The organism is Sphingomonas sp. Leaf25 (genome assembly GCF_001421635.1).
Classification (GTDB): domain Bacteria; phylum Pseudomonadota; class Alphaproteobacteria; order Sphingomonadales; family Sphingomonadaceae; genus Sphingomonas.
Genome location: NZ_LMKU01000029.1, coordinates 200445 through 224815, shown reverse-complemented (window position 1 = coordinate 224815; position 24371 = coordinate 200445). Strand labels below are relative to the sequence as shown.

The window sequence follows — 24371 nt, the reverse complement described above, 5'->3', positions numbered from 1 at the left end:
ACCGGTCCGTCGTATTTCGCGGGCGTGGGGGCAACCCCGCGCTTGGCGGCGATGGCGTTCGACGCTAGGCGATTTCTCCCATGGCGCGGTATATCTTCATCACCGGCGGCGTGGTTTCGTCGCTCGGCAAGGGGCTCATGGCGGCCTCTCTCGCAGCACTCTTGCAGGCGCGGGGCTACAAGGTCCGCATCCGCAAGTTCGACCCCTATCTCAACGTCGATCCGGGCACGATGTCGCCCTATCAGCACGGTGAGGTCTATGTGACCGACGACGGGGCCGAAACCGACCTCGACCTCGGCCATTACGAACGCTTCACCGGCGTCGCGGCGCACCAGAGCGACAATGTCACCTCCGGGCGCATCTACCAGACGATCATCCAGCGCGAACGGCGCGGCGATTATCTGGGCGCGACGGTGCAGGTGGTCCCCCACGTCACCGACGCGATCAAGGCGTTCGCGCAGGCCGATACCGTCGATGACGACGGGCAGGACCTCGACTTCGTGCTGTGCGAGATCGGCGGGACGGTAGGTGACATCGAATCGCTGCCGTTCATCGAGGCGATCCGCCAGTTGAAGAACGAACTGGGTCGCGGCCGCTCGATCAGCATCCACGTCACGCTGGTGCCGTACATCGCGGCGGCGGGCGAGCTGAAGACCAAGCCGACGCAGCATTCGGTGCGCGAACTGGCGGCGCTGGGCGTGCAGCCCGACGTGCTGGTGTGCCGTTGCGAAAAGCCGCTGCCGGCCAGCGAACGCGCCAAGATCGCGCTGTTCTGCAACGTGCCCGCCGCCGCCGTCATCCCCGCGCTCGACGCATCGAGCATCTATGCGGTGCCCGAACAATATCATGCCGAGGGCCTCGACGCCGAAGTGCTGCGCGCGTTCGGCATCGAACCGGGCGACGCGCCCGACCTGTCGCGCTGGTCCGACATCATGGACCGGTTGCAGAACCCCGAGGGGCAGGTGACGATCGGCGTGGTCGGCAAATATGTCGGCCTGCAGGATGCCTATAAGTCGCTGAACGAGGCGCTGGTCCATGGCGGCATCGCCAACCGGGTGAAAGTCAACATCCGCTGGATCGACGCCGAACTGTTCGAGGGCGACCACGATACCGTCGCCGCCGAACTGGAGCCGTGCCACGCGATCCTCGTCCCCGGTGCGTTCGGCGAGCGCGGTGCCGAGGGCAAGATCGCCAGCGTCCGCTTCGCCCGCGAACGGCGCGTACCCTATTTCGGTATCTGCTTCGGCATGCAGATGGCGTGCATCGAAGGGGTACGCGATCTGGGCGGCGTTCCGCATGCGTCGTCGACCGAATTCGGCCCGACCGAGGAGCCGGTGGTCGGCATGATTACCGAATGGATGACCCCCGAGGGTATCCAGAAGCGCGAATCGGACGGCGACCTCGGCGGCACCATGCGGCTCGGCGCCTATGAAGCCTCGCTCGCCGGCAATTCGGTCGTCGCCTCGATCTACGGCGGCACGACGATCAGCGAACGGCATCGTCACCGCTACGAGGTGAATACGGGATACCGTGAGATGCTCGAACAGGGTGGGCTGGTATTCTCCGGCATGTCGCCCGATGGCATGCTGCCCGAAATCGTCGAGCGCCCCGACCATCCGTGGTTCGTCGGCGTGCAGTTCCACCCGGAGCTGAAGTCAAAGCCGTTCGACCCGCACCCGCTGTTCGCCAGCTTCATCGCGGCGGCGGTCAAGCAGTCACGGCTGGTCTGACCCGACTGCGGGTGTAGAAAAAAGAAGGTTGGTTCACGCGAAGGCGCGGAGGAGGCGCGGCTCCCTATAGGTTGCACGCCGCAGGCGAAATCGACCTTGGCGCTGCCGGATACGAGAGAGACGCTGCCGCGTCCGATACACCTCCGCGTCTCCGCGTCTCCGCGTCTCCGCGTCTCCGCGTCTCCGCGCCTCCGCGTGAACCAACCTTCTGCTGTTACATCCCCACAAAGCAGAACGGGCGCCCGGACCATCGTCCGGGCGCCCGCCCACGGCGCGCAAAGGGGGGAAACGCGCCGTAGCGCTTACGCGGCCTGCGCGGTGTCGTTGGCGATCACCGGCGCGGCAGGCGTTTCGTTGCCGATCGCCACACGGCGCGGCTTCATCGCATCGGGAACTTCGCGACGCAGGTCGATCGTCAGCAGCCCGTCGGCCAGATCGGCCGCCTCCACCACGATGAAATCGGCCAGTTCGAAGCGCCGCTCGAAGCTGCGGTTGGCGATGCCCAGATGCAGCACGGCGCTCTTCTGCGCGTCGGTCTGCTCCGCCTTGCGACCCGACACGACCAGCAGATTCTGCTGCGCGGTGATCTCGACCTCGTCGCGCTTGAAGCCCGCGATCGCCAGCGTGATGCGATAGCGATCCTCGGCGACGCGCTCGAGATTGAACGGCGGATAATTCTCGCCCGCATTGGTGCGGGTGTTGCTTTCCAGCATGTCGAACAGCCGGTCGAAGCCGACGGTCGAACGGCGGTAGGGGGTGAAGTCGAAGCTACGCATGTCAAATCCTCCAATCGAAGCGATGTGAACGTCCTCGGCATCCGTCATCACGCGATACCGGTTCGTGAGCGACCCGTATGGCATCGCTCGATAACCGATATGGTTCGGCCACGATCAGCTTCAAGGCACTCGCGTGAACAATTCAACCTTCATGGGGCGCAACTGCTTCTTTCTACCAAATCCCTATGGGTAAAATAGGGTATCGGCATAAGCAGAACCGATCAGGGGGTCTCCATGCGCCGTTTCCGTTCTTTCGCTTTGCTGAGCGCAGCGACCATGTTCACGCCCGCCGCCTTCGCGCAGGAAGGCCCGCCGGGGCAGTTGGCGATGCTCGTGCCGCCCGCCGCACCCGTGACGGCGGCCGCGCCGGCGGACGACCCGGTCGAACCGGTGGTCGACCAGCGCAATTCGGGCGACATCGTCGTCACCGCGCGTCGCCGGGAGGAGAATGTGCAGGACGTGCCGGTCGCGCTGTCGGTCATCGGCGGCGCGCAACTGGAAGCGCAGGGGACCTACAACCTCAACCGGCTGACGCAGTTGCAGCCGACGCTCCAGTTCTTTTCCACCAATCCGCGCAACACCTTCATCAATATCCGCGGCATCGGCGCGCCGTTCGGCCTGACCAACGACGGGTTCGAACAGGGCGTCGGCATCTATATCGATCAGGTCTATTACAACCGTATCGCCGCCGCGACGCTCGACTTCGTCGATGTCGAACGGATCGAGGTGCTGCGCGGGCCGCAGGGCACGCTCTACGGCAAGAACACCACGGCGGGGGCGATCAACGTGACCACCCGCGCGCCGAGCTTCGCGTTCGAGGGACGCGCCGAAGTGTCGGTCGGCGATTATAATTTCAAGCAGGCCAAGGTTTCGGTGTCCGGTCCATTGGCCGGCAATCTCGCCGCGCGGATCAGCGTGTCGAGCACCGACCGGCGCGGCACGATCTATAACGTCGCCACCGGCCAGTGGATCAATTCGCAGGACAATCTCGGCGTGCGCGGCGCGCTGTTGTGGAAGCCGACCGACAGCCTGAACGTCACGCTGGCCGGCGACTTCAACGTGCAGGACCCGATCTGCTGCGGGCAGATCTACGCTCGCGTCGGCACGACGCAGCGCGCCGCCAACCGGCAATATGCCGCGTTGACCGCGCTGTTCCCCGGCTACCGCGTGCCCAGCACCGATCCGTTCGACCGTGTGACCGATCTCGACGCGCAACTGCGCGCGCGCAACGAGATGGGCGGCGCATCGCTTCGCGCCGAATGGGATGTCGGTTCGGGCACCGTCACCTCGGTCACGGCGTGGCGCTATTGGGACTGGCAGCCGGCCAACGACCGCGATTTCACCGGGTTGCCGGTCTATCTGCGGGTCAACAACCCGACCAAGCAGGACCAGTACACCCAGGAATTGCGCTATGCCCATGACGGCACCGGCTATGACTTCGTCGTCGGCGCGTTCGGCTTCTATCAGAAGATCCACACCACCGGCGTGCAGGAAACCGGCACGGCGGCCAGCGCGTGGCTGCTCAACCCCACCAGCGCGCTGTCGCGCAACCCGGCGGTGCTGAACCGGGTCATCGCCGAGAACGACATCCGCCTCGACAATCTCAGCGTCGCGGCGTTCGGCAAGTTCAACTGGAAGGCGACCGACGCGCTGACGATCTCGCCGGGTATCCGCGTCAATTACGATCGCAAGAACGGCCTCTACAACTCGGTCGTCACCGGCACCGCGTCGGACGGCACGCGGCAGGTGGTCAGCAGCACCCCGGGCAGCCCCTATTACAACGATCCGTGGACCGCAGCGCAGCGCGGGGTGCAGGCGTCGCAGTTCTTCGAGCCGAAGTTCAGCGCGTGGAATCTCTCCTACGATCTGAACCTCGCCTATGAGGTCACGCCCGACGTGCTGACCTATGCGACCTATGCGCGCTCGTTCAAGACCGGGGGCATCAACCTGAACGGCGTGCCCAGCCGTGCCGACGGCACCCCTGCGCTCGACGTGGCGCAGATCGATCCCGAAAAGGTCGACCATCTCGAGCTGGGGCTGAAGACCCAGTTCTGGGATCGGCGGATCACCTTCAACGTCGCCGGCTTCTGGACGATCATCAAGGATTTCCAGGCGAGCGTCATCAGCAACGTCAGCGGCAGCAATGTGCTGCGCGGCTATCTCGCCAATGCCGACCGGGTGCGCTCGCGCGGCGTCGAGGCGGATTTCTCGATCCGGCCGTCCGATCGCCTGAGCGCCTATGCGAGCGGTGCGTTCACCGATGCGAAGTTCGTCCGCTTCGTCGATGCGCCATGCCCGCCCGAACTGGCGGGGGGTGGCACCGGCCTGCCGGTCGGGGCAGCAGCGACGCCGGGGGCGAACAGCCCGGCCAACTGCAACGTCTCGGGCCAGTGGCTGCCGGGCATCTCGAAATGGGCGTTTTCGTGGGGGACCGAATATGCGCTTCCCGCCAAGCTGCTCGATCGCGATGGCAAATTCTATGTCGGCTATGACGCCAATTATCGCTCGAAATTCTCGTCCAACGCCTCACGGTCCGCGTACACCGACATCGACGGTTACTCGATCCACAATTTCCGGGCGGGGTATCGCACCGGGGAGTTCGATATTTTCGGCTGGGTGCGCAATGCGTTCGACCAGAATTACTTCGAATCGCTCGCCGTCACGCCGGGCAACACCGGGCTAATCTCGGCGCAACTGGGCGATCCCCGGACATGGGGCGGTACGGTCAAACTGTCTTTCTGACGGGGAAAACGGGCCGGTGTCCTGCACCGGCCCGTTCGCGGTTCAGGCTTCCTTGCGGTCCGACAGCGCGCTGACGATCGCCACGATCCCGCCGAACAGGAAGCTTGCGCCAAGGATATAGCCGGGCAGGGTCAGCGCCGACCATGGCACCGTCGTATAAAGTGCGATCGCCAGCAAGACGTTCAGCGCGCCGAGGACCAGCATCGGCCAGCGCAGTCGCCGGAAGCGGAAGGCGACGATCAATTCCATGACGCCGCGCACGCCGAGCCACAGGATGACCATCAGCGTCAGCGACAATGCTCCGCCGACCGGCATGAGGATCATATACCCGCCGGCGAGCACCGAGAGCGCCCCGAACAGGATCGAATAGGCGCGGTGCCCCTGGCGGTTGCGAAACCCCGCCACCAGCGAGGCGATGCCGCCCGCCAGAAAGAAGAAGCCCACGACCAGCGTCGCCGCCAGCGTGGCAGGGAAGGGCGCGGCAAAGGCGAGGATGCCGACCAGCACCGATACGATGCCATAGGCAAGGGTCCAGCCCCATCCGGTCGGGGCGATACGGGTATCGCGGGCGAAATCGGTCATGCTTATCCTCCTGTTCCGGCCCGAACGGGCGCGGCGGACGGCGGTTCCGTCGCACCCGCACTGGTCGAATCAGGATGCCGGGAGTAGGTATGCGGCATGTCGCATTCCGGGTTCGTGCCGCTCCGCATCTTTTCGTCCTACACCATGCTGGAAGGCGCGATCGATCCGAAGGCGATCGCCAAGACCGCGCGCAAGCTGAATTTTCCCGCCGCCGGGCTGACCGACCGCAACGGCCTGTATGCCGCGATGGCCTTTTCGGACGGGTGCAAGGATGCGGGCGTGCAGCCGGTGGTCGGCACGCTGCTGGCGGTCGCGCGACCCGATCACCCGGGCGATGTCCAGATCGACTGGCTGGCGCTCTATGCGCAGGATAGTCGCGGCTATAACAATCTGTGCGCGCTGGTGTCGATGGCGCACCTCGACCGGCCGGTTGAAATCCCGGCGCATGTCCCGCTCGACGCACTGGTCGGACGCAGCGACGGGCTGATCGCGCTGACCGGGGCGGGCGACGGCGCGCTCACCCGGCTGTTGGGGGAAGGGCAGGCCAAGGCGGCGCACGCCTATGCCGACCGGTTGCAGGCGCTGTTCGGCGACCGGCTCTATGTCGAGCTGGCCCGTCGTGGCGAGGTGGTGGAGGAACGTGCCGAGGCGGCGCTGATCGACCTCGCCTATGCCCGCGACCTGCCGCTGGTCGCGACCAATCCGTGCTGCTTCGCCGAACCCGACTTCCACGACGCGCATGACGCGATGCTCTGCATCGCCTCGTCGAGCTATGTCGTCAGCGAGGACCGGCAGCGCTCGTCGCCCGAAGCATGGCTGAAGCCCGCGGCCGTGATGCAGAAGCTGTTCGCCGACCTGCCCGAAGCGCTCGCCAACACATTGGTCGTGGCGCAGCGCTGCGCGGTTGCCGCCCCCAAGCGCAAGCCGATCCTCCCCAGCCTTGCCGGCGACCGCGAGGGCGAGGCGCAGAAGCTGCGCGTCGATTCGCGCGCCGGGCTGGTCGACCGGCTGCGCAAGATCGTGGCACTCGACGCCGGGCTGGTGCAGGCCGAGGTCGCGGTCGAGGAACCGGCACCATGGGAGGACGCGCCGACTCCGGCCGAGGTCAACGGCACCGTGCCCGAGATTTCCGAAGCCGAGTTGGCCGGGCGCTTCCCCGAGTATTTTGCCCGGCTCGACTTCGAACTCGACGTCATCTGCCAGATGGGGTTTCCCGGCTATTTCCTGATCGTCGCCGACTTCATCAAATGGGCCAAGGATCATGACATTCCGGTCGGGCCGGGCCGTGGTTCGGGTGCGGGTTCGGCGGTCGCCTGGGCGCTGACCATCACCGATCTCGATCCGATCAAGCTGGGCCTGTTGTTCGAGCGCTTCCTGAACCCCGAGCGCGTGTCGATGCCCGACTTCGACATCGATTTCTGCGAAACGCGGCGCGGCGAGGTCATCCGCTACGTCCAGCAGAAATATGGCCGCGATCAGGTGGCGCAGATCATCACCTTCGGAAAATTGAAGGCGCGCGCGGTGTTGAAGGACACCGGCCGCGTGCTCCAGATGAGCTATGGCCAGGTCGATCGCCTCGCCAAGCTGGTGCCCAATCATCCGACCGATCCGTGGACGCTGACCCGCGCGCTGAACGGCGTGTCGGAACTGCACCAGCAATATACCCGCGAGGACGACGTCCGCCGGCTGCTCGATCTGGCGATGAAGCTGGAGGGGTTGCCGCGCCACTCCTCGACCCACGCCGCCGGCGTGGTGATCGGCGACCGGCCGCTGAGCGAACTGGTGCCGCTCTACCGCGATCCGCGCTCCGACATGCCCGTTACCCAGTTCGACATGAAATATGTCGAGGGTGCCGGGCTGGTGAAGTTCGACTTCCTCGGCCTGAAAACGCTGTCGGTGCTGAAATTCGCGGTCGAGCTGCTGGCGAGGCGCGGGGTCGTGGTCGATCTCGACAGCCTCGGCTGGGACGATGAGGCGACCTACGACCTGCTCAAGCGCGGCGACACCGTCGGCGTGTTCCAGTTGGAATCGGAGGGCATGCGCCGCACGCTGACCGCCGTGCGCCCCACCAATTTCGGCGACATCATCGCGCTCGTCTCGCTCTATCGCCCCGGACCGATGGACAACATCCCGATGTTCGGCGCGCGCAAGGCCGGGCGCGAGCCGATCGTCTATCCGCACGACGCGCTCGAACCGATATTGAACGAGACCTACGGCATCTTCGTCTATCAGGAACAGGTGATGCAGGCGGCGCAGATCCTCGCCGGCTACAGCCTTGGCGGCGCGGACATGCTGCGCCGCGCGATGGGCAAGAAGGTGCAGGCGGAGATGGATGCCCAGCGCTCGATCTTCGTCGAGGGCTGCGCCAAGGTGAACGGCATCAAGGAGGCGAAGGCCAACGAGCTGTTCGACCTGATCGACAAGTTCGCCGGATACGGCTTCAACAAGAGCCACGCCGCCGCCTATGCGCTGCTCGCCTATCAGACCGCGTGGCTGAAGGCGCATCATCCGCACGAATTCTTCGCCGCGTCGATGGCGTTCGACTATGCGCAGACCGACAAGCTGGCGATCTTCGTCGACGATATGAAGCGGTTGCGCATCGACTGCCTGCCGCCGTGTGTGAATGCGAGCGATGCGACCTTCGGCGTCGAGCCGGTCGGGGACGGGCTGGCGGTGCGCTATGCCCTGTCGGCGCTGAAAGGCGTGGGCGAGCGCGCGATGGAGTTGATGGTGGTCGAACGTGCCGCCAACGGACCGTACCAGTCGCTCGACGATTTCGCCGCGCGGGTCGATCCCAAGCTGCTCAACAAGCGCCAGATCGAGACGTTGGCGGCGGCCGGGGCATTCGACTGCATGCACGCCGACCGGGCTGGCGTCCATGCGCTGGCCGATACGCTGATGGCGACGGCCCAGCGGACCGAGGCCAATCGGACGAGCGGGCAGGGCGGCCTGTTCGGCGAAGCGACCGGTGCCGCCGAAGCGGCGATCCGCCTGCCCGACGTCCACTGGTCGCTGACCGAGGCGATCGCGGCGGAAAAGGATGCGTTCGGCTTTTACTTCTCGGCGCATCCGCTCGACCGCTATGCCCATCTGGCGAGTGCGCATGGCGCGCGGCAGATCGCCGATCTGGCGTCGACCGCCGTTCCCGAAGGCGGCCGGGTCGGCGCGACCGTCGCCGCGCTGGTCGAGGATGCGCGCTGGCGGACCTCGGCGCGGGGCAAGCGGTACATGATGGCGACGCTGTCCGATGCGTCGGGGCAGGTGCCTGTCACCTGTTTCGAAGATGATCCTTCTGCCGCGCTGGAAGCGGCGGGCAAGATCGGCGGTTGTGGACTGTTCACCCTCGAACTCGATCGCCGCGCGGGCGACGAAAGCGCGCGGGCGACGGTCAAGGCGATCAAGCCGTTCGACATGATCGCGAAGGACGTGCGGCTGCGCCTCGACCTGACGATCGACGATGCCGTGGCGTTTCCGGCCCTTGCAGCGCTGGTCGATGGCGAACGCGGCGGGCGGGGTGAAATCTGGGTACAGGCGCCGGCGGACGGTGGAATCGAAGCCTGGGTATGCCTCGGCCGGACCTATCGCATCGATGGCGAGCTTGCCGAACGCGCGCGCAGGTTGCAGGGTGTGACCCATGCGGCGTTCGACACGGTGAAGGCACCGCTCGCCGCCGTGGGTTGAGCGCGCCGTCCCCCGCGCTCATCGGCTAAGGAGAGCGTGATGCTGGGCGGGATGCAGGACTTCGAGCTTCGGGTGCCGCGACTGCTCGACCATGCCGAACGCGAGCATGGCGGCCGCGAGATCGTCACCCGCTGGGCCGATGGCAGCGAGAGCCGGACCGACTGGGCCGGGATCGCCCGCGACGCGCGGCGGCTGGCGCAGGCGCTGGCGGGGATGGGAATCCGCCCCGGCGACCGGGTGGCGACGCTGGCGATGAACCATGCCCATCATCTGGTCGCATGGTACGGCGTGATCGGGATGGGCGGGCTGATCCATACCATCAATCCGCGGCTGTTCGACGACCAACTGGCCTATATCGCGACCCATGCCGGCGACCGGGTGCTGCTCCATGACCGTGCCTTTGCCCCCATTGTCGAGCGGATGCGGTCGCGCTGGCCGACCATCGAGCGCTATGTCGTGATGGACGGCGACGGCCCCGACAGCCTGCGCGCGCTGATCGAGGCGCAGGACGGCGATTATGCGTGGGTCGAGGGGAGCGAGCGCGAGCCGTGCATGGTCTGCTACACCAGCGGCACGACCGGCGATCCCAAGGGCGTGGTCTATTCGCATCGCTCCAACGTGCTGCATGCCATCGCCGAGCTGCAACCGGCCGAGTTCGATCTGTCGAGCCGCTCGGTCTGCCTGCCGGTGGTGCCGATGTTCCATGCGGTCGGCTGGGGTCTGCCGTTCGCCGCCCCTGCCGTGGGGGCGAAGCTGGTATTGTCGGCGGTGAACGATGCGGGGGTGCTGTGCGAGTTGATGAACCGCGAGCGCGTGACCCATTCGGCAGGCGTGCCGACGGTGTGGTTCGCGATGTTCGAGCATATCGACCGCACCGGCACCCGGCCCGAACATCTGAAGATCGTCACCATTGGTGGATCGGCCGCGCCACGTGCGATGATCGAGCGGATCATGGGCATGGGCGTGCGGGTCAACCATGCGTGGGGCATGACCGAGACGTCGCCGATCGGCACGATGGGTGCGCCCAGTCTCGACTGGGATGACCTCAGCTTCGAGGCACGGGTCGATCAGGTCTGTCGACAGGGCAAGGTGCCGTTCGGCGTCGAGCTGCGCACCGTCGACGACGCCGACCGGCTGCTGCCGCGTGATGGGGTAACGTCGGGCCGGTTGCAGGTGCGCGGACCATGGGTCATCAAACGCTACTTCCTTGACGAAAGCGGCGATGCGCTGACCGCCGATGGCTGGTTCGATACCGGCGATGTCGCGGTGATGCACCCCGACGGCACGATGCAGATCACCGATCGCGACAAGGACGTCATCAAGTCCGGTGGCGAATGGATCAGTTCGGTCGAGCTGGAGAATGCGGCGGTCGGTTGTGCCGGCGTCGCCGAGGCGGCGGCGATCGGCGTGCCGCACCCGCGCTGGGACGAACGGCCGATCCTGCTGGTCGTGCGGCAGGCGGGGAGCGCGGTGGACGAGGCGATCATCCACGCCCATCTGGCCGGGCGGGTGGCGAAATGGTGGCTGCCCGATGCGATCCTGTTCGTCGAGCAGCTACCGCACAGCGCGACCGGCAAGCTGCGCAAGAGCGAGCTTCGTGCGCAGTACCGCGATTACCGGGTTTAGAGCACGCGGTCGTCGAACAGGCCGGTCATGACGGTGGAGGCATAGAGCCGCACCGCGCGGTCGCGTTCCATCGTCGCGGCCCAGTTGCGCATGTCGAACGCCGCGTTCTGGAGCGCCATCAGCGCCTGTGCCGCGATCAGCGGGTCGACCGCGCGGACCGATCCTTCGGCGATACCGTCGCTGATCGTGCCGGCGAAGCGGCGGGCGATGCGGTTCGACCGGTCGACCATCGCCTGCCGCACGCCGAGCGGTAGGCCTGAGAGCGCGGTGGTGCGCAGCAACGGACCCTGTTCGGCGAACTGCGCGTCGACCAGCAGCGCGATCGCGCTCGACAGGCGTTGCCAGTGGCTGCCCCCGGCGCGATCGGCGGCGCGTTGCGCTTCGCCGATCGTGTCGAAGCTGCGGCGATAGCAGGCGGTGACGAGATCGTCTTTGGCATCGAGATGATGGTAGAACGAGCCCTTGGTCACGTTCAGCTCGGATGCGATCCGCTGGACCGAGGCCCCGCGATAGCCCAGTTCGTTGATGAGCCGGGTGGCCGCGCGGAGAAAGGCGTCGCGGCCGGGTTCCTCGCTGGCAGGGGCGAGGGCGAGCGGGGCCGGGCTCCATTGCTGGCCGGGCGCGGCGAGGCCATGGGTGAACACGTCCATCAGCCGCGCTTCGACCCGGTCGTACTGGTCGGGTTCGTAGCGATCGAGCCATACCGTCAGCCAGAAGCTGTTTTCGAGCAGGACATGGGCGCGCGCGCTGTTCAGGTCCTTGTGCGCGCGGTCGCTGTCGGGTCCCCATAGCGTGCGGGTCTTGCGGAACACGTCGCGCCAGCCGGCGAGCAGCCGCGCCTTGAACGGGTCGTCCATCGCGCGCAGATCGGCGAGGACGGCGGTCGGGCGTTCCTCGCCCGCCTCGATCCGGCGCTGGCGTTCGAAATGGATGGCGAGGAAGCGGGCGACGCGCGCCTGCGGGGTAGGCTCGGTCAGCGATTCGTCGAGCGTCGCCTGCAACCAGCCGAGCGTATGGTCGAACGCGGCGGCGGCAAGGTCTTCCTTGCGCTTGAAATAATAGGTGACGCTGGTGGTGTTCAGCCCCACCCGGCGCGCCACGTCGGCGAAGGTCATGCCCTTGGCGCTGGCTTCGTTGATCGCTTCTGCTGCTGCGGCGAGGATGGCGTCGCGCTTGGCGCGGTAGCGTTTGGTGGCCACGGGGCTGGTCGTCATGGTCGCGATCCTAGCAGATCGGGTGTGCGCCCCAACCCCCTTTTTCCGGCAATGGATGTTCATTACCGAAATCAGGGTATGGCCGGAACGGCATGCGTTGGCCGCGATGTCGGCGCGACCGATACCGTACCGGCAGCGGCCCGCCCGGAACGAACGGAATGCCCGGCGCTTGGTCAGGGGATATTCCGTTGCCGAGGTGCCCGATGGCCGACATACTGACCCCGCCGATCCGCTTCACCCCCGCGCTCGAACAGCGTGAGCCGGACGAGGCGGAGACGATCGCCGATCTGAACCGGTCGTTCGACATCATCCTCGACACGACGGCGACGGATTATGGCAAGGCGGTGCGGGCGGTACATGCCAAGGCGCATGGCATCGTGAAGGCCGAACTGACGGTCCACGACGGACTGCCGGACGAATATGCGCAGGGGCTGTTCGCCACGCCGGGCCGCCATGCGGTGTGGATGCGCTTTTCGACCAATCCGGGTGATATTCTCGACGATGCGATCGGGTTGCCGCGTGGCCTCGCGTGGAAGGTGCTGGGCGTCGAGGGCGAGCGGCTGGCGGGCGCCGAGGGGCGGACGCAGGACTTCGTGATGGTCAACGCGCCGGCCTTCGCCGCGCCCAACCCAAAGAAGTTCGCCAGCAACCTCAAGCTGCTGGCCAGGACGACCGACAAGGCGGAATGGGCGAAGAAGGCGCTGTCGTTCGTGCTGCGGGGGGCCGAGGCGGCGCTGGAGGCGGTCGGGACCGAGAGCACGTTGCTCAAGACTATGGGTGGGGCGAAGAACGTCCATCCGCTGGGCGAAACCTATTTTTCCGCCACGCCGTTCCGGCATGGCGAGTATGTCGCGAAATATCAGGTGGTTCCGGTGTCGGGCGACCTGACCGCGCTGACCGATACGGTCGTGGATACCAGCGGGCGGCCCAATGCCATCCGTGAGGATATGCAGGCATCGATGCGCGACCTGCACGGCGTCTGGGAAGTCCGCGTCCAGTTGCTGCGCGATACCCAGAAACAGCCGATCGAGGATGCCGCGACGCCATGGGACGAGGCCGACAGCCCGTTCGTCACCGTGGCGACGATCCGTGCCGAACCGCAGGATAGCTGGGCGGCCGATAAGGTCGAACAGGTCGACGAGAATCTGCGGTTCAGCGTGTGGACCGGTCTTGCCGCGCATCAGCCGCTGGGTGGGGTCAACCGGGTGCGCAAGCCGGTGTATCAGCATTCGGCGGACTATCGGAAGCGGGTCAATGGATGCCCGATGTATGAGCCAGACGCGCCGGGCAAGGCGTAGCAAAGCTACGCCGAGCCGCACTAGGCGCGTCCGGCCGGCGGCGCTGGCAGCGCCGACCGACGGCACGGGCTATGCCCGTGGCGGGCATTGGAACTACCGGGGGACAAGAGGCGCGTCGTCAGCGTGTATGGATTCCGGCCTTCGCCGGAATGACGAAGGGGGGCTCACCCGCCAATTCCCCCCAAAGTTTACAAAGTTTACACTAACGACGCGTTCAGCCGGTATCTCAATACCGGCGAAGCAGTCCCGCCAGGCGACCCTGTACCCGCACCTGATCCGGGCGATAGCGCTGCGGATCGTAGCTGCGGTTCGCCGGATCGAGGCGGATCATCGCACCTTCGCGGCGGAAATATTTGAGCGTCGCCTCGCTCTCCTCGATCAACGCCACGACGATCTCGCCGTCGCGCGCAGTTTCGGTGCGGCGGACCAGCGCGTAATCGCCGTCGAGGATGCCGGCTTCGACCATCGAGTCACCGGCCACTTCGAGCGCGTAATGATCGCCAGCCCCCAGCAGCGCGGCGGGAACGGGGAGCGTCGCCTGCCCCTCGATCGCCTCGATCGGCAGGCCGGCGGCGATGCGGCCGTGCAGCGGCAGTTCGACCACGTCGTTGGCGGGAGTGGGAATGGCGCGCGGTGCCGCCGCCTTGACCACCGGCTTCTTCTCGTCCGGCCGGTCGGGCATCCGCAACACTTCCAGCGCGCGGGCGCGGTTGGGCAGGCGGCGGATGAATTCGCGTTCTTCGAGCGCGCTGATGAGGCGGTGGACGCCCGACTTCGATTTGAGGTCGAGCGCGTCCTTCATTTCCTCGAACGAAGGCGACACGCCGGTCGCGCGCAACCGGTCGTCGATGAAGCAGATCAACTCGTGCTGCTTACGGGTCAGCATACCATCCTCCGTCGGAACAGACGTGGAACCAATAGGAAACGTTTTCCTTGCCGTCAAGCGAGTTGCAGGATTTCCGCCGAGTCGCCCCCCATTGCCGCCGGGGCATGCGGGGCGCGGATGATGAGACAGTCCGAGCGCGCCAGCGTGCGCAGCATCGAACTGTCCTGGATCGCGGCGGTCGACACCGTGCCGCCGATCAGCGTCGCGCGCAGATAGTCCTGGCGTGGGCCGTTGGCGGGCAGCGGATGGGCAAGCGTTGCGGCGATCGGACGGGGCAGCGGTTCGGCCGCGCCGGCGATCCGCGCGACCAGCGGGCGGACGAACAGCAGCGCGGTGATGCAGGCCGATACCGGATTGCCGGGCAGCCCCAGCACGGCGGCATCGCCCCGCCGCCCGGCGAGCATCGGCTTGCCCGGTCTGAGCGCGATCCGCCAGAAGTCGAGGCTGCCCCCGGCGGCGATCAGCGCGGGCTTGACCAGATCGTGGTCGCCGACCGACGCGCCGCCGGTCGTGACCAGCAGGTCGCAATCGACCGCGCGGAACGCCGCTTCGAGCGCATCCATCCGGTCGGGCAGGATGCCGAGGTCGATCCGGTCGACCGGCAGATCGGCGAGCAGCCCGGCGAGCATCAGCCCGTTGGTTTCGGGGAGTTGATCGGGGCCGATCGCGCTTCCCGCCGGGACCAGTTCGTCGCCGGTCGCCGCGATCGCCACGCGGACGCGGCGGCCGACCGCCAGCGTGCCATGCCCGCCGATCGCCGCCAGCGCGGCGCGGGCGGGGGTGATACGTTCCCCGGCGGCGATCAGCACCTCGCCCTTGCGGAAATCGAGCCCGGCGCGGCGCACGTTGCCGCCGCGGACCGGACCTTCGCCCGCGAGGGTCAGCCGGTCGCCGTCACGCGCGGCTTCCTCCTGCACCAGCACGCAGTCGGTCCCGGCGGGCATCGCCGCGCCGGTGAAGATGCGCGTCGTCTGTCCCGGGGCTACGGTGCCGGCGAAGGACGCGCCGGCGGCGGATTCGCCGATGACGTCCCATGGGCCGGGCAGGTCGTCGAAGCGGATCGCATAGCCGTCCATCGCCGACAGCGGCCGCGCGGGCTGGGTGCGCAGCGCGACAATATCGGCGGCGGCGAACCGGCCGATGGTGTCGGCGATCGGCAGCGTCTCGGGTCGGACGGCGCGACCGAGTGCGAGGACGCGGGTCTGGGCGTCGGCGACGGGGAGGAGGGTCATGGCGCGGCCTTTGCGGAGGGCGAGGAGAACTGCACCACTATCGTCACCCCGGACTGGTTCCGGGGTCCACCGTTCCGCAAGTGCCCCGGCCGCTGTATGCGCGGACGGGTGGACCCCGGAACCGGTCCGGGGTGACGATGGCGTGTGGGCGGGCTCACCCGCGCACCCAGTTGCCCGACTTGCCGCCGCGCTTTTCGAGCAGGCAGACGCCTTCGATCACCATCGTCTTGTCGATCGCCTTGGCCATGTCGTAGACGGTGAGCAGCGCGACCGAGGCGGCGGTCAGCGCTTCCATCTCGACGCCGGTCTGGCCGGCGGTGGCGGCGGTGGCGGTGGCGCGGATCGCTTGCGGCTCGAACGCGAAATCGACCGAGAGTTTGGTGAGCGGCAGCGGATGGCACAGCGGGATCAGGTCGCTGGTGCGCTTGGCCGCCATGATCCCGGCGACGCGGGCGACGGCGAGGACGTCGCCCTTCTTGACGAGGCCATCGCGGATCGCGGTGATGGCCTCGTCCGACAGGGTGATGCGGCCGGTGGCGGTCGCCTGACGCTGCGTTACCGTCTTGCCACCGACGTCGACCATGTGGGCGCTGCCGTCGGCGTCGAGGTGGGTGAGGCTCATCCGATCATCGCCCGCGTCGCGCCCTCGACATCGGCGTGGCGCATCAGCGCCTCGCCGATCAGGAAGCAGCGGACGCCATGGTCCGCCATCGCGTCGAGATCGGCGCGCGAGGTCAAACCGCTCTCGGCGACGAAGGTGCAGCCTGCCGGCGCATGGCCGACTAGTTCGTAGGTACGGTCGAAGCTGACCGAAAAGTCCTTGAGGTTGCGGTTGTTGACCCCGATCAGCCGCGAGTGCAGCGCCAGCGCGCGGTCGAGTTCGGCGCGGTCGTGGACCTCGACCAGCACGTCCATGTTCCGCTCGATCGCCGCCGCCTCGATCTCCTGCATTTGGCTGTCGGAGAGGGCGGCGACGATGATGAGGATCGCGTCGGCGCCGATCGCGCGGGCCTCGACGACCTGCCATGGATCGACGTTGAAGTCCTTGCGCAGTACGGGCAACGTACAGGCGGCGCGGGCGGCGACCAGATACTCGTCGGCTCCCTGAAAATAGTCGACATCGGTCAGCACCGAGAGGCAGGCGGCCCCCCCGGCGGCATAGGCGCGGGCGTGGGCCGGGGGATCGAAGTCGGCGCGGATCAGCCCTTTGGACGGGCTGGCCTTCTTGATCTCGGCGATCAGCGCATGGCCGGGCGCGGCGTCGAGTGCGGCGCGAAAGCCGCGTGGCGCGCTTTGTTCGCTGGCCCGTGCTTCGAGGTCGGCGACCGAGGCTTTGGCCGAACGCTCGGCGACTTCGGCGCGCTTGGTGGCGAGGATGGTGTCGAGCATCGTCATGAATAGGCGATCCATTGGTCGAGCAGCCGGTCAGCCGCGCCATTGTCGAGCGTTTCGGCGGCGCGCTCCGCCCCGTCGGTGAGGTCGGCGGCGGTGCCGGCGATCAGCAGCGCGGCGGCGGCGTTGAGCAGCACCGCGTCGCGGTAGGCTCCGCGTTCGCCCCGCAACAACCGGCGCAGCGCCAGCGCATTGTGGCGTGCGTCGCCGCCACGGATCGCGCTGATCGGGTGGCGCGGCAGGCCGGCGTCCTCGGGCACGATCCGGTCGGACAGCGTCATGCCGACGGGGACGACGATGGTTGGACCGGCCCCCGAGATTTCGTCCAGCCCTTCCTCGCCCGACACGATTAGCGCGGTTTCGGCACCGAGCAACTCCATCGCCTGCGCATAGACCGGCGCGTAATCGGGGCGGGCGATGCCGATCAACTGGCGCGTCACCCGCGCGGGATTGGCGAGCGGCCCCATCAGGTTGAAGATGGTGCGGCGGCCGATCTGCTGGCGGATCGGGGTGATGCGCTTCATCGCCGGGTGATGGTTGGCGGCGAACAGGAAGGCGATGCCGAGGTCTGCGAGCGTCGCCTCCGCCTGTCCCCCGGCGCGCGCCATGTCGAGGCCGAGCGCTTCGAGCGTGTCGGCCGCGCCTGCCTTGCTGGAGGCGGCGCGGTTGCCGTGCTTGGCGACGGGCACGCCCGATGCCGCCACGACGAGGCTGACGGCGGTGGAGACGTTGAGCGTGTGATGCCCGTCGCCGCCGGTACCGCAGACGTCGATCGCCCCCTCCGGTGCGTGGATCGGGATCATCCGGGCGCGGAGTGCTCGGGCGGCCTCGGCGATCTCGATGCTGGTTTCGCCGCGCTGCGTCAGCGCGATCAGGAAGCCGGCGATGGCGTCGTCCGCCACCGTGCCGTCGAGGATCGCGGCGAAGGCTTCGGCCGCGCTTTCGTGGGACAGCGGCGTCGACGGATTGGGGAGCAGCGCGCGCGTGGTCATGCGCGCAGCCCCGCGTCCTTCAGGAAATTGGCGAGCATGGCGTGGCCGTGTTCGGTGGCGATGCTTTCGGGGTGGAACTGCACGCCGTGGATCGGGAGGTCACAGTGGCGGAAGCCCATGACGCTGGCGTCCGATGCGGTCGCGTTGACGTGGAGGCAGTCGGGCACGTCGGTGACGATCAGCGAATGATAGCGCGTCGCCGTGAACGGCGAGGGGAGGCCGGCGAACATGCCAGTGCCGTCATGCTCGACCGGGCAGGTCTTGCCGTGCATCAACCCGCCGCGCACCACCTTGCCGCCGAAATGCTGACCGATCGCCTGATGGCCGAGACACACGCCGAGCAGCGGGCGCTTCGCTTCGGCACAGGCGGCGACGAGGTCGAGCGAGATGCCGGCTTCGTTGGGGGTGCAGGGGCCGGGCGAGATCAGCAGCGCGTCGGCCCCGGTCGCCAGCGCATCCGCCGCGGTCATGGCGTCGTTGCGCTCGACGCGGACCGGGGCGCCCAGTTCCATCAGATAATGGACGAGGTTCCAGGTGAAGCTGTCGTAATTGTCGATGACGAGGATCATGGCCCCGCCATAGCGTGCGATGTCCGCCGTGCAACATCCCGAAATCCTCGCGCGTTCAGCCAATGCTAATCGAGGGCACCGGTATGAGTGGGGTCATGAGGAGATCGGCGATGATGCGGACGGGTTTGGCGGGGCTGGCGTTGCTGTTCGTGGTTCCGGCGATGGCGCAGGACGCGCCGGCCGATCCGCCGCGCAAGGTGCGCAACGCCACCGTCTATGGCGAGGAGCCATGCCCCAAGGCGGCCGACCCCGAGGAGATCGTGGTGTGCGCGCGGCTGGGCGAGAGCGAGCGCTATCGCATCCCCAAGCGCTTCCGCGACCAGCCGTCGCAGGCGAGCGGCGATTCGGCATGGTCGGCGCGGGTCGACACCGCGATGGAGGCGGCGCGGATCGGGCGGCCGAACAGTTGTTCACCGGTCGGCGACGGCGGGCAGACCGGCTGTACCCAGGCGATGTTGCGGCAGTGGTTCGCCGAACGGCGGCAGACCCGGGCGGCGGAAAGCGATATTCCCTGATTTGATCTGATCCGCTCACGCGGATGGCAGTGCCGGCCCACTCCCCCACCCCGCCACCCATCAATATACTTGCGTGGGTGGCCGGGCGGGGGAGCGGGCCGGCACCGCTTCGATCCGGCACCGGCCGGATCGCGAACAACTTCACGCCGCGCTGCTGAACCGGTCGCCGGGGCGGGGCGCGTAGCGGCGGCCGGTGCCCTTGCCATCGTCCTTGGCGGCATAGAGCGCGGCGTCGGCGCGGGTGCGCAGTTCGGCACTGGTCGCGGCATCCTCGGGGAAACAGGCATAGCCGATGCTGGCCCCCACCATCGCCGACCCCGTGTCGCCGACGTCGTAGGAGCCGCCGGCGATGCGGTCGATCAATCCACTGGCGAAGGCGTCGACGGCGGCCGGGGGCATGTGGCGGACGACGATCATGAATTCGTCCCCGCCCAGTCGCGCGACGATGTCGTCGGGGCCGGTCGCGGCGAGCAGGCGCGCGGCGACGCCCGCCAGCAACCGGTCGCCCGCGGCATGGCCCAGCCGGTCGTTCACGCCCTTGAACCCGTCGAGGTCGAGGCACAGCACCGCCATCGCCCGGTCGTCGGCATGGGGCAGCATGGTCAGCGCCTCGTCCAGCCCATAGCGGTTGAGCAGGCCGGTCAGCGCGTCGTGGCGCGCGAGATGGCGGTTCGCTTCCTCCGCCTCCAGCGTGGCGATCAGCGTGCGGTTGAAATTGCCGAGCACGAAGCGGATGCCCAGCACGAACGGAATCATCATCGGCAGGATCGCGAGGAGCAGCGGAATGCCCGAGAGCGCCGCGCCAAGCTTGAACGGCACGTCGCACAGCAGGACCAGCAGCATCGCAAGGCGTGGCGCGGCGTAATTGCGCGCGCAGATCGGCGCGATGACGCCCATAATCATCGTCGTCGACACGATCATCAGCACCGGTTCGGCCCGCAGCATGATCGTGGCCGCGACCGCCCCCTGCAACGCGCACCACAGGATCGACAGCACGACCGAGGCGTCGATCGCCGGTATCTCGCCACGGGCACGCTCCGCCTCGATCCGGCGGACGGTGCGAACGCGCACGATCAGCAACGCCAGTTCGATCGCGGCGAAGGCGAGGAACACGGCGGCGTGCGTCGAGAACCATGCGACGCCCAGGACGAGCAGGCCGTTCGCCGCACCGAGGAACAGCGCGACCGGCGACGACAGCAGCTCCGCCAGCAGCATCGGCCGGGCGTTCGCGCGGACCGGTGCGCCGGGCTGGACCAGCCAGGACAGCAGCGGATTGCGCGACGACAATCTGGCCCGTGGTCGGTTCATCAGGGCTTTTCCCTCCAACCCGGCAGCATGACCGAAGGGTCCTGCGATTCGGTTAAGACGCCGGCGTCGATCCCTTGCGCGACTCGCGGCGGCAGCGGTCGGAGCAATAGACGACATTGTCCCAGTCGCGCTCCCATTTCTTGCGCCACGCGAACGGCCGCTCGCACACCGGGCAGACCTTGGTCGGCAAATTCGCCTTGGCGACGCCTTGCGGCATCAGCGCGGCTGCGCGTTCAAGAAGGCGGCGACGTCGCCAAGATCGACGCTGCGGTCGAGATAGGTCGCCCCGATGCCACGCACGAGCAGGAACGGCAGCGTGCCGCCCTCGCGCTTCTTGTCGTGGAGCATATGGCCGACCAGCGTCTCGCCCGAGGCGGATATGCCGGTGGCGGCAAGCCCGTCGGGCAGGCCGGCGGCGCGCAGATGCGCGGCGACCCGCGCGGCGTCCTCCGGCGGACACAGCCCCTTTTCGGCGGAATAGGCGAAGGCCAGCGCCATGCCGGCCGCCACGCCCTCGCCGTGGAGCAGCGAGCCGTCGTACCCGGCCTCCGCCTCCAGCGCATGGCCGAACGTATGGCCGAGGTTGAGCAGCGCGCGCCGCCCGCTCGTCTCGCGCTCGTCCTCGCCGACGATGCGCGCCTTGGCGGCGACCGAGCGGGCGATGGCGTGGGTGCGGGCGGCGGGATCGCCCGCCAGCAGCGCGGCGACGTTGGCTTCGCACCAGTCGAAGAATTCAGGGTCGTCGATCAGCCCGTATTTGACGACCTCGGCATAGCCGGCGCGGACTTCGCGGGGGGGCAGCGTGTCGAGCGTCTGCGGGTCGATCAGCACCAGCGCGGGCTGGTGGAACGCGCCGACCAGATTCTTGCCGGCGCGGGTGTTGATCCCGGTCTTGCCGCCGACCGACGAATCGACCTGTGCCAGGAGCGTCGTCGGCACCTGCACGAAGCCGCAGCCGCGTTTCAGGATCGCAGCGGCGAAGCCGACGAGATCGCCGATCACCCCGCCGCCCAGCGCGACGATATGGTCGCCGCGCTCGATACCCAGCGCGAGGAGCGAATCGAGCAGCCGTTCGAGCGTCGCCCAGCTTTTCGAGCCTTCGCCCGCCGCGATCATGACCGCCTCGCTCGCCACGCCCGCCGCCGCCAGCGAATCGCGCAGTGTCGCGAGGTGTCCGGCGACATTGGCGTCGGCGACGATCACCATCCGCCGCCCGCGCGCAATGGCGGCCAGCCGTTCGCCGCTGCGCGCCAGCACCCCGTCCTCGATCACGATGTCATAGCCGCGCTCGGCAAGGGCGACGGGGATGATGGTCATTGGCCGATGGCTTTCAGAATGGCGGAAACGGTGGCGTCGTGCGGCGCATGCTGGCTGACGACATGGACGGGGGCGAGCGCATAGACCGGATTGCGCACGCGGGCGAGGTCGGTCAGCACCCGTTTGGGGTCCTTGCCGCGCAGCAGCGGGCGGGTGTCGCGGCGGCGGACGCGGTCGGCCAGCACCTCCGGGCTGGCGTCGAGCCAGATCGCCAGCGCCTGGTCGAGAATCAGGTCGCGCGTCTCCGCCTGCATGAACGCGCCGCCGCCGGTCGCGATCACTTTCGGGCGGCCGTCGATCAGCCGGGCGATGACCCGGCGTTCGCCGTCGCGGAAATGATCCTCGCCGAAGCGCTGGAAGATTTCGGCGATGGTCATGCCGGCGGCATGTTCGATCTCGTTGTCGGCATCGACGAAATCCAGCTTCATCCGCTGCGCCAGACGGCGGCCGACGGTGGATTTGCCGACGCCCATCAGTCCGATCAGCACGATCGGCTTGCCGCTCCAGCGGGGCGGCACGGGGGGGCGGGGGTCTTGGGTTTGCAGCATTGCGCCGGGGGCTATACAGCCGCCCCGCCGATCGGGCAAAAGGCGCGTCGTCGCAGCCCACCCCCTTTGTTTCGGGACGATCTGATCCATGTCGCGTTCGCTTCTAGTGCTTCTCGTCGTCCTTGTCGCCCTGATCGGCGGCATGTTCCTGTTGGCGGGGCGGTCGACCGAGCAGCAGCCGGTGCAGGTCGAAAAGGCGGTTGCGCTTGAAAATCTCGCCAACTGATCGCTGGCGCATCGCCGCCGGCCTGACGATCGCCCTGGTCGCGGGCGTGCCGGCGATCGGGCAGGACGTGCCCGAATCGCTGTTGCCGCCGGGCTTCGGTGACAGCCCTGCGCCGACTCCCGCCCCCACGCCGACCCCGCGGCCCAGCGCGTCGGCAGCGCCGGGCGGGCAGAGCTTCGCGCCGCCCGCGCCGATCGTCCAGCCGTTGCCCGGCACGATCGGCCTGCCGGTGCCCGGCGCGACTCCTGCCGCGACGCCGACGCCGACCCCGGTCGATGCGCAGGCGCTGCGCGAATATGAACTGCCCGACTATGCCCGCCGCTCGACCGCCGAGATCGGCATCGCCGGCGAAGCGGGTGCGGCGTTCGGGGCGAATGCGTTCGGCGATGCCGGCGGGCCGTGGCTGCAGGCGCTGATGCGGCGGCTCGACGCGCCGGTCGCCTCGCGCTGGCTGTCGATCGCGCTGCGCCGCGCGCTGGTCGCGAACGTCGCGACCCCGGGCGGCGTGAACGGCGCGGATTTCGCCGCCGAGCGCGCATGGCTGCTGCTGCGCATGGGCGAGGCACCCGCCGCGCGCGCGATGGTGCAGGCGGTCGACATCGAGAATTACACGCCCAAGCTGTACCAGATCGCGTTGCAGGCGATGCTGGCGACCGGCGATCCGGGCGGGCTGTGTCCGCTGGTCGACGGCGGCCTCGCCAGTTCGAACGAGCGCGGCTGGCGGCTGGCGAACGCGATGTGCCTCGGCCTGTCGGGCGAACCGCGCCAGGCGGGGCGGATCGTCGATCAGGCGAAGCGACAGGCGCCGGGCGGCGGCGCGATCGACGTGGCGCTGGCCGAAAAGATCGTCGGCGCCGGCGCGCAGGGCCGCCGCGCGGTGACGATCGAATGGGACGGCGTCGATCGCCTCAGCGCATGGCGCTATGGCCTCGCCGCCGCCAGCGCGACCGAGGTGCCGGGATCGCTCTATGCCACGGTCGGCCCGCAGGTCCGCTACTGGCATGCGACCGCGCCGCAATATGCGGCGGGCGCGCGGCTTGCCGATGCCGATCTGGCGGCGGCGCAGGGCGTGTTGTCGAGCGGGGCGCTGGTCGATCTCTATGCGCAGCTCGGCACCGATGAGGATGCGACGAGCACCCAGACCGCGCTGTCGAGCGACCTGCGCACCGCCTTTACCGGCAGCGATGCCGACCGGCTGGCGATGCTCAAGCAGTTCTGGGCGGTCGAGGGCAGCGGCCCGCTGGGGTTCGCGCGGCGGGTGCTGACCGCGCGCGCGGCGGCGATGATCGCCCCGGTCGCCGCGCATGTCGCCGATGCCGATGCGCTGATCGCGTCGATGCTGACCGCCGGGCTCGACCTTCCGGCGATGCGCTGGGCGGGGGTGGTCGCGCCCGCCAGCGATGGCTGGGCGATGCTGGCGCTGGCCGATCCGGTCGGGCGGATGGTGCAGCCGGGCGCGGTGTCGGACTATGCCGGGAGCAACGAGCGCAAGGGGCAGTTGCTGTTCGCCGGGCTGGCGGGCCTCGGCCGGCTGCCGCAGGGCGAGGTGCGCGGGCTGGCCAGCGACCTCGGCGTCGCGATCGGCGCGCGCAATCCGTGGACCGATGCGATCGATCGCGCCGGGGTGAACGGGGAAGCCGGAACCGTGCTGCTGCTCGCGGCGGTCGGCATGCAGACCCGCGACTGGCGCGGGGTGGGGCCGGAGACGCTGTTCCACATCGTCGCCGCGCTGCGCGC

Annotated in this window: 21 protein-coding genes; 8 read left to right on the top strand and 13 right to left on the bottom strand. The window is 68.2% G+C overall.

Features of this window, described 5'->3' with window-relative positions:
- Window positions 1-80 precede the first annotated feature (80 nt).
- Entirely contained in the window at window positions 81-1730 is a 1650-nt protein-coding gene (locus ASE78_RS12740; protein WP_056497766.1) for a CTP synthase, read from the top strand.
- Window positions 1731-2032: 302 nt separating this feature from the next.
- Here ASE78_RS12740 and ASE78_RS12735 read toward each other — a convergent pair whose 3' ends face one another.
- The gene (locus ASE78_RS12735; RefSeq protein WP_055760558.1) at window positions 2033-2506 is read right to left on the bottom strand and encodes an Hsp20 family protein; all 474 of its coding nucleotides are present in this window, start codon (window positions 2504-2506) and stop codon (window positions 2033-2035) included.
- 276 nt (window positions 2507-2782) lie between these two features.
- Between ASE78_RS12735 and ASE78_RS12730 the strand changes: the two genes are divergently transcribed.
- Window positions 2783-5248, top strand: a complete 2466-nt coding sequence (locus tag ASE78_RS12730; RefSeq protein ID WP_235515048.1) for a TonB-dependent receptor — start codon at window positions 2783-2785, stop codon at window positions 5246-5248.
- Window positions 5249-5290: 42 nt separating this feature from the next.
- On the opposite strand, the gene ASE78_RS12725 is transcribed toward ASE78_RS12730, so the two are convergent.
- Window positions 5291-5830 carry an HdeD family acid-resistance protein gene (locus tag ASE78_RS12725; RefSeq protein ID WP_056497763.1) on the bottom strand — a complete coding sequence of 180 codons (540 nt, stop codon included), beginning with the start codon at window positions 5828-5830 and terminating at the stop codon, window positions 5291-5293.
- 96 nt (window positions 5831-5926) lie between these two features.
- Here ASE78_RS12725 and dnaE point away from each other — a divergent pair, with 96 nt between their 5' ends.
- Window positions 5927-9511 (top strand): DNA polymerase III subunit alpha, encoded by a 3585-nt coding sequence (gene dnaE / locus ASE78_RS12720; RefSeq protein ID WP_056497761.1) that lies wholly within the window; start codon window positions 5927-5929, stop codon window positions 9509-9511.
- 39 nt (window positions 9512-9550) lie between these two features.
- A complete protein-coding gene (locus tag ASE78_RS12715; RefSeq protein WP_056497757.1) occupies window positions 9551-11137 on the top strand; it encodes a long-chain fatty acid--CoA ligase in 1587 nt (528 codons plus the stop codon).
- Here the strand turns inward: ASE78_RS12715 and ASE78_RS12710 are convergent.
- Entirely contained in the window at window positions 11134-12351 is a 1218-nt protein-coding gene (locus ASE78_RS12710; RefSeq protein ID WP_056497755.1) for a TetR/AcrR family transcriptional regulator, read from the bottom strand. The genes ASE78_RS12715 and ASE78_RS12710 overlap by 4 nt on opposite strands.
- Window positions 12352-12554: 203 nt before the next feature.
- Between ASE78_RS12710 and ASE78_RS12705 the strand changes: the two genes are divergently transcribed.
- The gene (locus tag ASE78_RS12705; RefSeq protein ID WP_056497753.1) at window positions 12555-13649 is read left to right on the top strand and encodes a catalase family protein; all 1095 of its coding nucleotides are present in this window, start codon (window positions 12555-12557) and stop codon (window positions 13647-13649) included.
- Between the two features lie 226 nt (window positions 13650-13875).
- Here ASE78_RS12705 and lexA read toward each other — a convergent pair whose 3' ends face one another.
- The 6 genes from lexA to ASE78_RS12675 all read right to left on the bottom strand — a co-directional run bounded on the left by lexA (window position 13876) and on the right by ASE78_RS12675 (window position 18720).
- On the bottom strand, window positions 13876-14535 hold the full coding sequence (gene lexA / locus ASE78_RS12700) for a transcriptional repressor LexA (RefSeq protein ID WP_055759986.1): 660 nt from the start codon (window positions 14533-14535) through the stop codon (window positions 13876-13878).
- Window positions 14536-14588: 53 nt separating this feature from the next.
- Complete coding sequence (locus tag ASE78_RS12695) at window positions 14589-15767, bottom strand: molybdopterin molybdotransferase MoeA (RefSeq protein WP_056497748.1); 1179 nt, start codon at window positions 15765-15767, stop codon at window positions 14589-14591.
- 154 nt (window positions 15768-15921) lie between these two features.
- Window positions 15922-16389, bottom strand: a complete 468-nt coding sequence (gene moaC / locus ASE78_RS12690; RefSeq protein WP_056497746.1) for a cyclic pyranopterin monophosphate synthase MoaC — start codon at window positions 16387-16389, stop codon at window positions 15922-15924.
- Window positions 16386-17162, bottom strand: coding sequence for an indole-3-glycerol phosphate synthase TrpC (gene trpC / locus ASE78_RS12685; RefSeq protein WP_056497743.1), 777 nt, complete (start codon window positions 17160-17162; stop codon window positions 16386-16388). Before trpC ends, moaC begins: the two co-directional genes overlap by 4 nt.
- Window positions 17159-18151, bottom strand: coding sequence for an anthranilate phosphoribosyltransferase (gene trpD / locus ASE78_RS12680; RefSeq protein ID WP_056497741.1), 993 nt, complete (start codon window positions 18149-18151; stop codon window positions 17159-17161). The genes trpC and trpD overlap by 4 nt, the downstream gene beginning before the upstream one ends.
- Window positions 18148-18720: an anthranilate synthase component II gene (locus tag ASE78_RS12675; RefSeq protein ID WP_056497740.1), complete on the bottom strand. Its 573-nt coding sequence runs from the start codon at window positions 18718-18720 to the stop codon at window positions 18148-18150. Before ASE78_RS12675 ends, trpD begins: the two co-directional genes overlap by 4 nt.
- A gap of 110 nt (window positions 18721-18830) precedes the next feature.
- Here ASE78_RS12675 and ASE78_RS12670 point away from each other — a divergent pair, with 110 nt between their 5' ends.
- Complete coding sequence (locus ASE78_RS12670) at window positions 18831-19235, top strand: hypothetical protein (protein WP_230770112.1); 405 nt, start codon at window positions 18831-18833, stop codon at window positions 19233-19235.
- Window positions 19236-19376: 141 nt separating this feature from the next.
- Here ASE78_RS12670 and ASE78_RS12665 read toward each other — a convergent pair whose 3' ends face one another.
- From ASE78_RS12665 to ASE78_RS12655, 4 genes are read right to left on the bottom strand one after another with little or no spacing between them, the layout of a single operon-like run.
- Entirely contained in the window at window positions 19377-20543 is a 1167-nt protein-coding gene (locus ASE78_RS12665; RefSeq protein ID WP_056497736.1) for a GGDEF domain-containing protein, read from the bottom strand.
- A 52-nt stretch (window positions 20544-20595) separates the two neighbouring features.
- Window positions 20596-20760 (bottom strand): DUF2256 domain-containing protein, encoded by a 165-nt coding sequence (locus ASE78_RS18375; RefSeq protein WP_082467200.1) that lies wholly within the window; start codon window positions 20758-20760, stop codon window positions 20596-20598.
- On the bottom strand, window positions 20760-21860 hold the full coding sequence (aroB, locus tag ASE78_RS12660) for a 3-dehydroquinate synthase (RefSeq protein WP_056497733.1): 1101 nt from the start codon (window positions 21858-21860) through the stop codon (window positions 20760-20762). The genes ASE78_RS18375 and aroB overlap by 1 nt, the downstream gene beginning before the upstream one ends.
- A complete protein-coding gene (locus ASE78_RS12655) occupies window positions 21857-22408 on the bottom strand; it encodes a shikimate kinase (RefSeq protein ID WP_056497731.1) in 552 nt (183 codons plus the stop codon). The genes aroB and ASE78_RS12655 overlap by 4 nt, the downstream gene beginning before the upstream one ends.
- 88 nt (window positions 22409-22496) lie before the next feature.
- Between ASE78_RS12655 and ASE78_RS19080 the strand changes: the two genes are divergently transcribed.
- Window positions 22497-22634 carry a hypothetical protein gene (locus ASE78_RS19080; protein ID WP_164490760.1) on the top strand — a complete coding sequence of 46 codons (138 nt, stop codon included), beginning with the start codon at window positions 22497-22499 and terminating at the stop codon, window positions 22632-22634.
- Window positions 22615-24371, top strand: a 1757-nt coding sequence (locus ASE78_RS12650) for a hypothetical protein (protein WP_200911054.1), incomplete at its 3' end; no start/stop codon positions are given. The genes ASE78_RS19080 and ASE78_RS12650, both read left to right, overlap by 20 nt.

Bases quoted from the DNA above. Each gene is read 5' to 3' on its own strand.
- ASE78_RS12725 (WP_056497763.1), bottom strand. From the start codon at position 5,830: ATGACCGATTTCGCCCGCGATACCCGTATCGCCCCGACCGGATGGGGC.
- ASE78_RS12710 (WP_056497755.1), bottom strand. From the start codon at position 12,351: ATGACGACCAGCCCCGTGGCCACCAAACGCTACCGCGCCAAGCGCGAC.
- ASE78_RS12670 (WP_230770112.1), top strand. From the start codon at position 18,831: ATGATGCGGACGGGTTTGGCGGGGCTGGCGTTGCTGTTCGTGGTTCCG.
- ASE78_RS12730 (WP_235515048.1), top strand. From the start codon at position 2,783: ATGTTCACGCCCGCCGCCTTCGCGCAGGAAGGCCCGCCGGGGCAGTTG.
- ASE78_RS12675 (WP_056497740.1), bottom strand. From the start codon at position 18,720: ATGATCCTCGTCATCGACAATTACGACAGCTTCACCTGGAACCTCGTC.
- ASE78_RS18375 (WP_082467200.1), bottom strand. From the start codon at position 20,760: ATGCCGCAAGGCGTCGCCAAGGCGAATTTGCCGACCAAGGTCTGCCCG.
- lexA (WP_055759986.1), bottom strand. From the start codon at position 14,535: ATGCTGACCCGTAAGCAGCACGAGTTGATCTGCTTCATCGACGACCGG.
- trpC (WP_056497743.1), bottom strand. From the start codon at position 17,162: ATGACGATGCTCGACACCATCCTCGCCACCAAGCGCGCCGAAGTCGCC.
- dnaE (WP_056497761.1), top strand. From the start codon at position 5,927: ATGTCGCATTCCGGGTTCGTGCCGCTCCGCATCTTTTCGTCCTACACC.
- ASE78_RS12740 (WP_056497766.1), top strand. From the start codon at position 81: ATGGCGCGGTATATCTTCATCACCGGCGGCGTGGTTTCGTCGCTCGGC.
- ASE78_RS12735 (WP_055760558.1), bottom strand. From the start codon at position 2,506: ATGCGTAGCTTCGACTTCACCCCCTACCGCCGTTCGACCGTCGGCTTC.
- ASE78_RS12705 (WP_056497753.1), top strand. From the start codon at position 12,555: ATGGCCGACATACTGACCCCGCCGATCCGCTTCACCCCCGCGCTCGAA.
- ASE78_RS12665 (WP_056497736.1), bottom strand. From the start codon at position 20,543: ATGAACCGACCACGGGCCAGATTGTCGTCGCGCAATCCGCTGCTGTCC.
- aroB (WP_056497733.1), bottom strand. From the start codon at position 21,860: ATGACCATCATCCCCGTCGCCCTTGCCGAGCGCGGCTATGACATCGTG.
- trpD (WP_056497741.1), bottom strand. From the start codon at position 18,151: ATGACCACGCGCGCGCTGCTCCCCAATCCGTCGACGCCGCTGTCCCAC.
- ASE78_RS12655 (WP_056497731.1), bottom strand. From the start codon at position 22,408: ATGCTGCAAACCCAAGACCCCCGCCCCCCCGTGCCGCCCCGCTGGAGC.
- ASE78_RS19080 (WP_164490760.1), top strand. From the start codon at position 22,497: ATGTCGCGTTCGCTTCTAGTGCTTCTCGTCGTCCTTGTCGCCCTGATC.
- ASE78_RS12695 (WP_056497748.1), bottom strand. From the start codon at position 15,767: ATGACCCTCCTCCCCGTCGCCGACGCCCAGACCCGCGTCCTCGCACTC.
- ASE78_RS12715 (WP_056497757.1), top strand. From the start codon at position 9,551: ATGCTGGGCGGGATGCAGGACTTCGAGCTTCGGGTGCCGCGACTGCTC.
- moaC (WP_056497746.1), bottom strand. From the start codon at position 16,389: ATGAGCCTCACCCACCTCGACGCCGACGGCAGCGCCCACATGGTCGAC.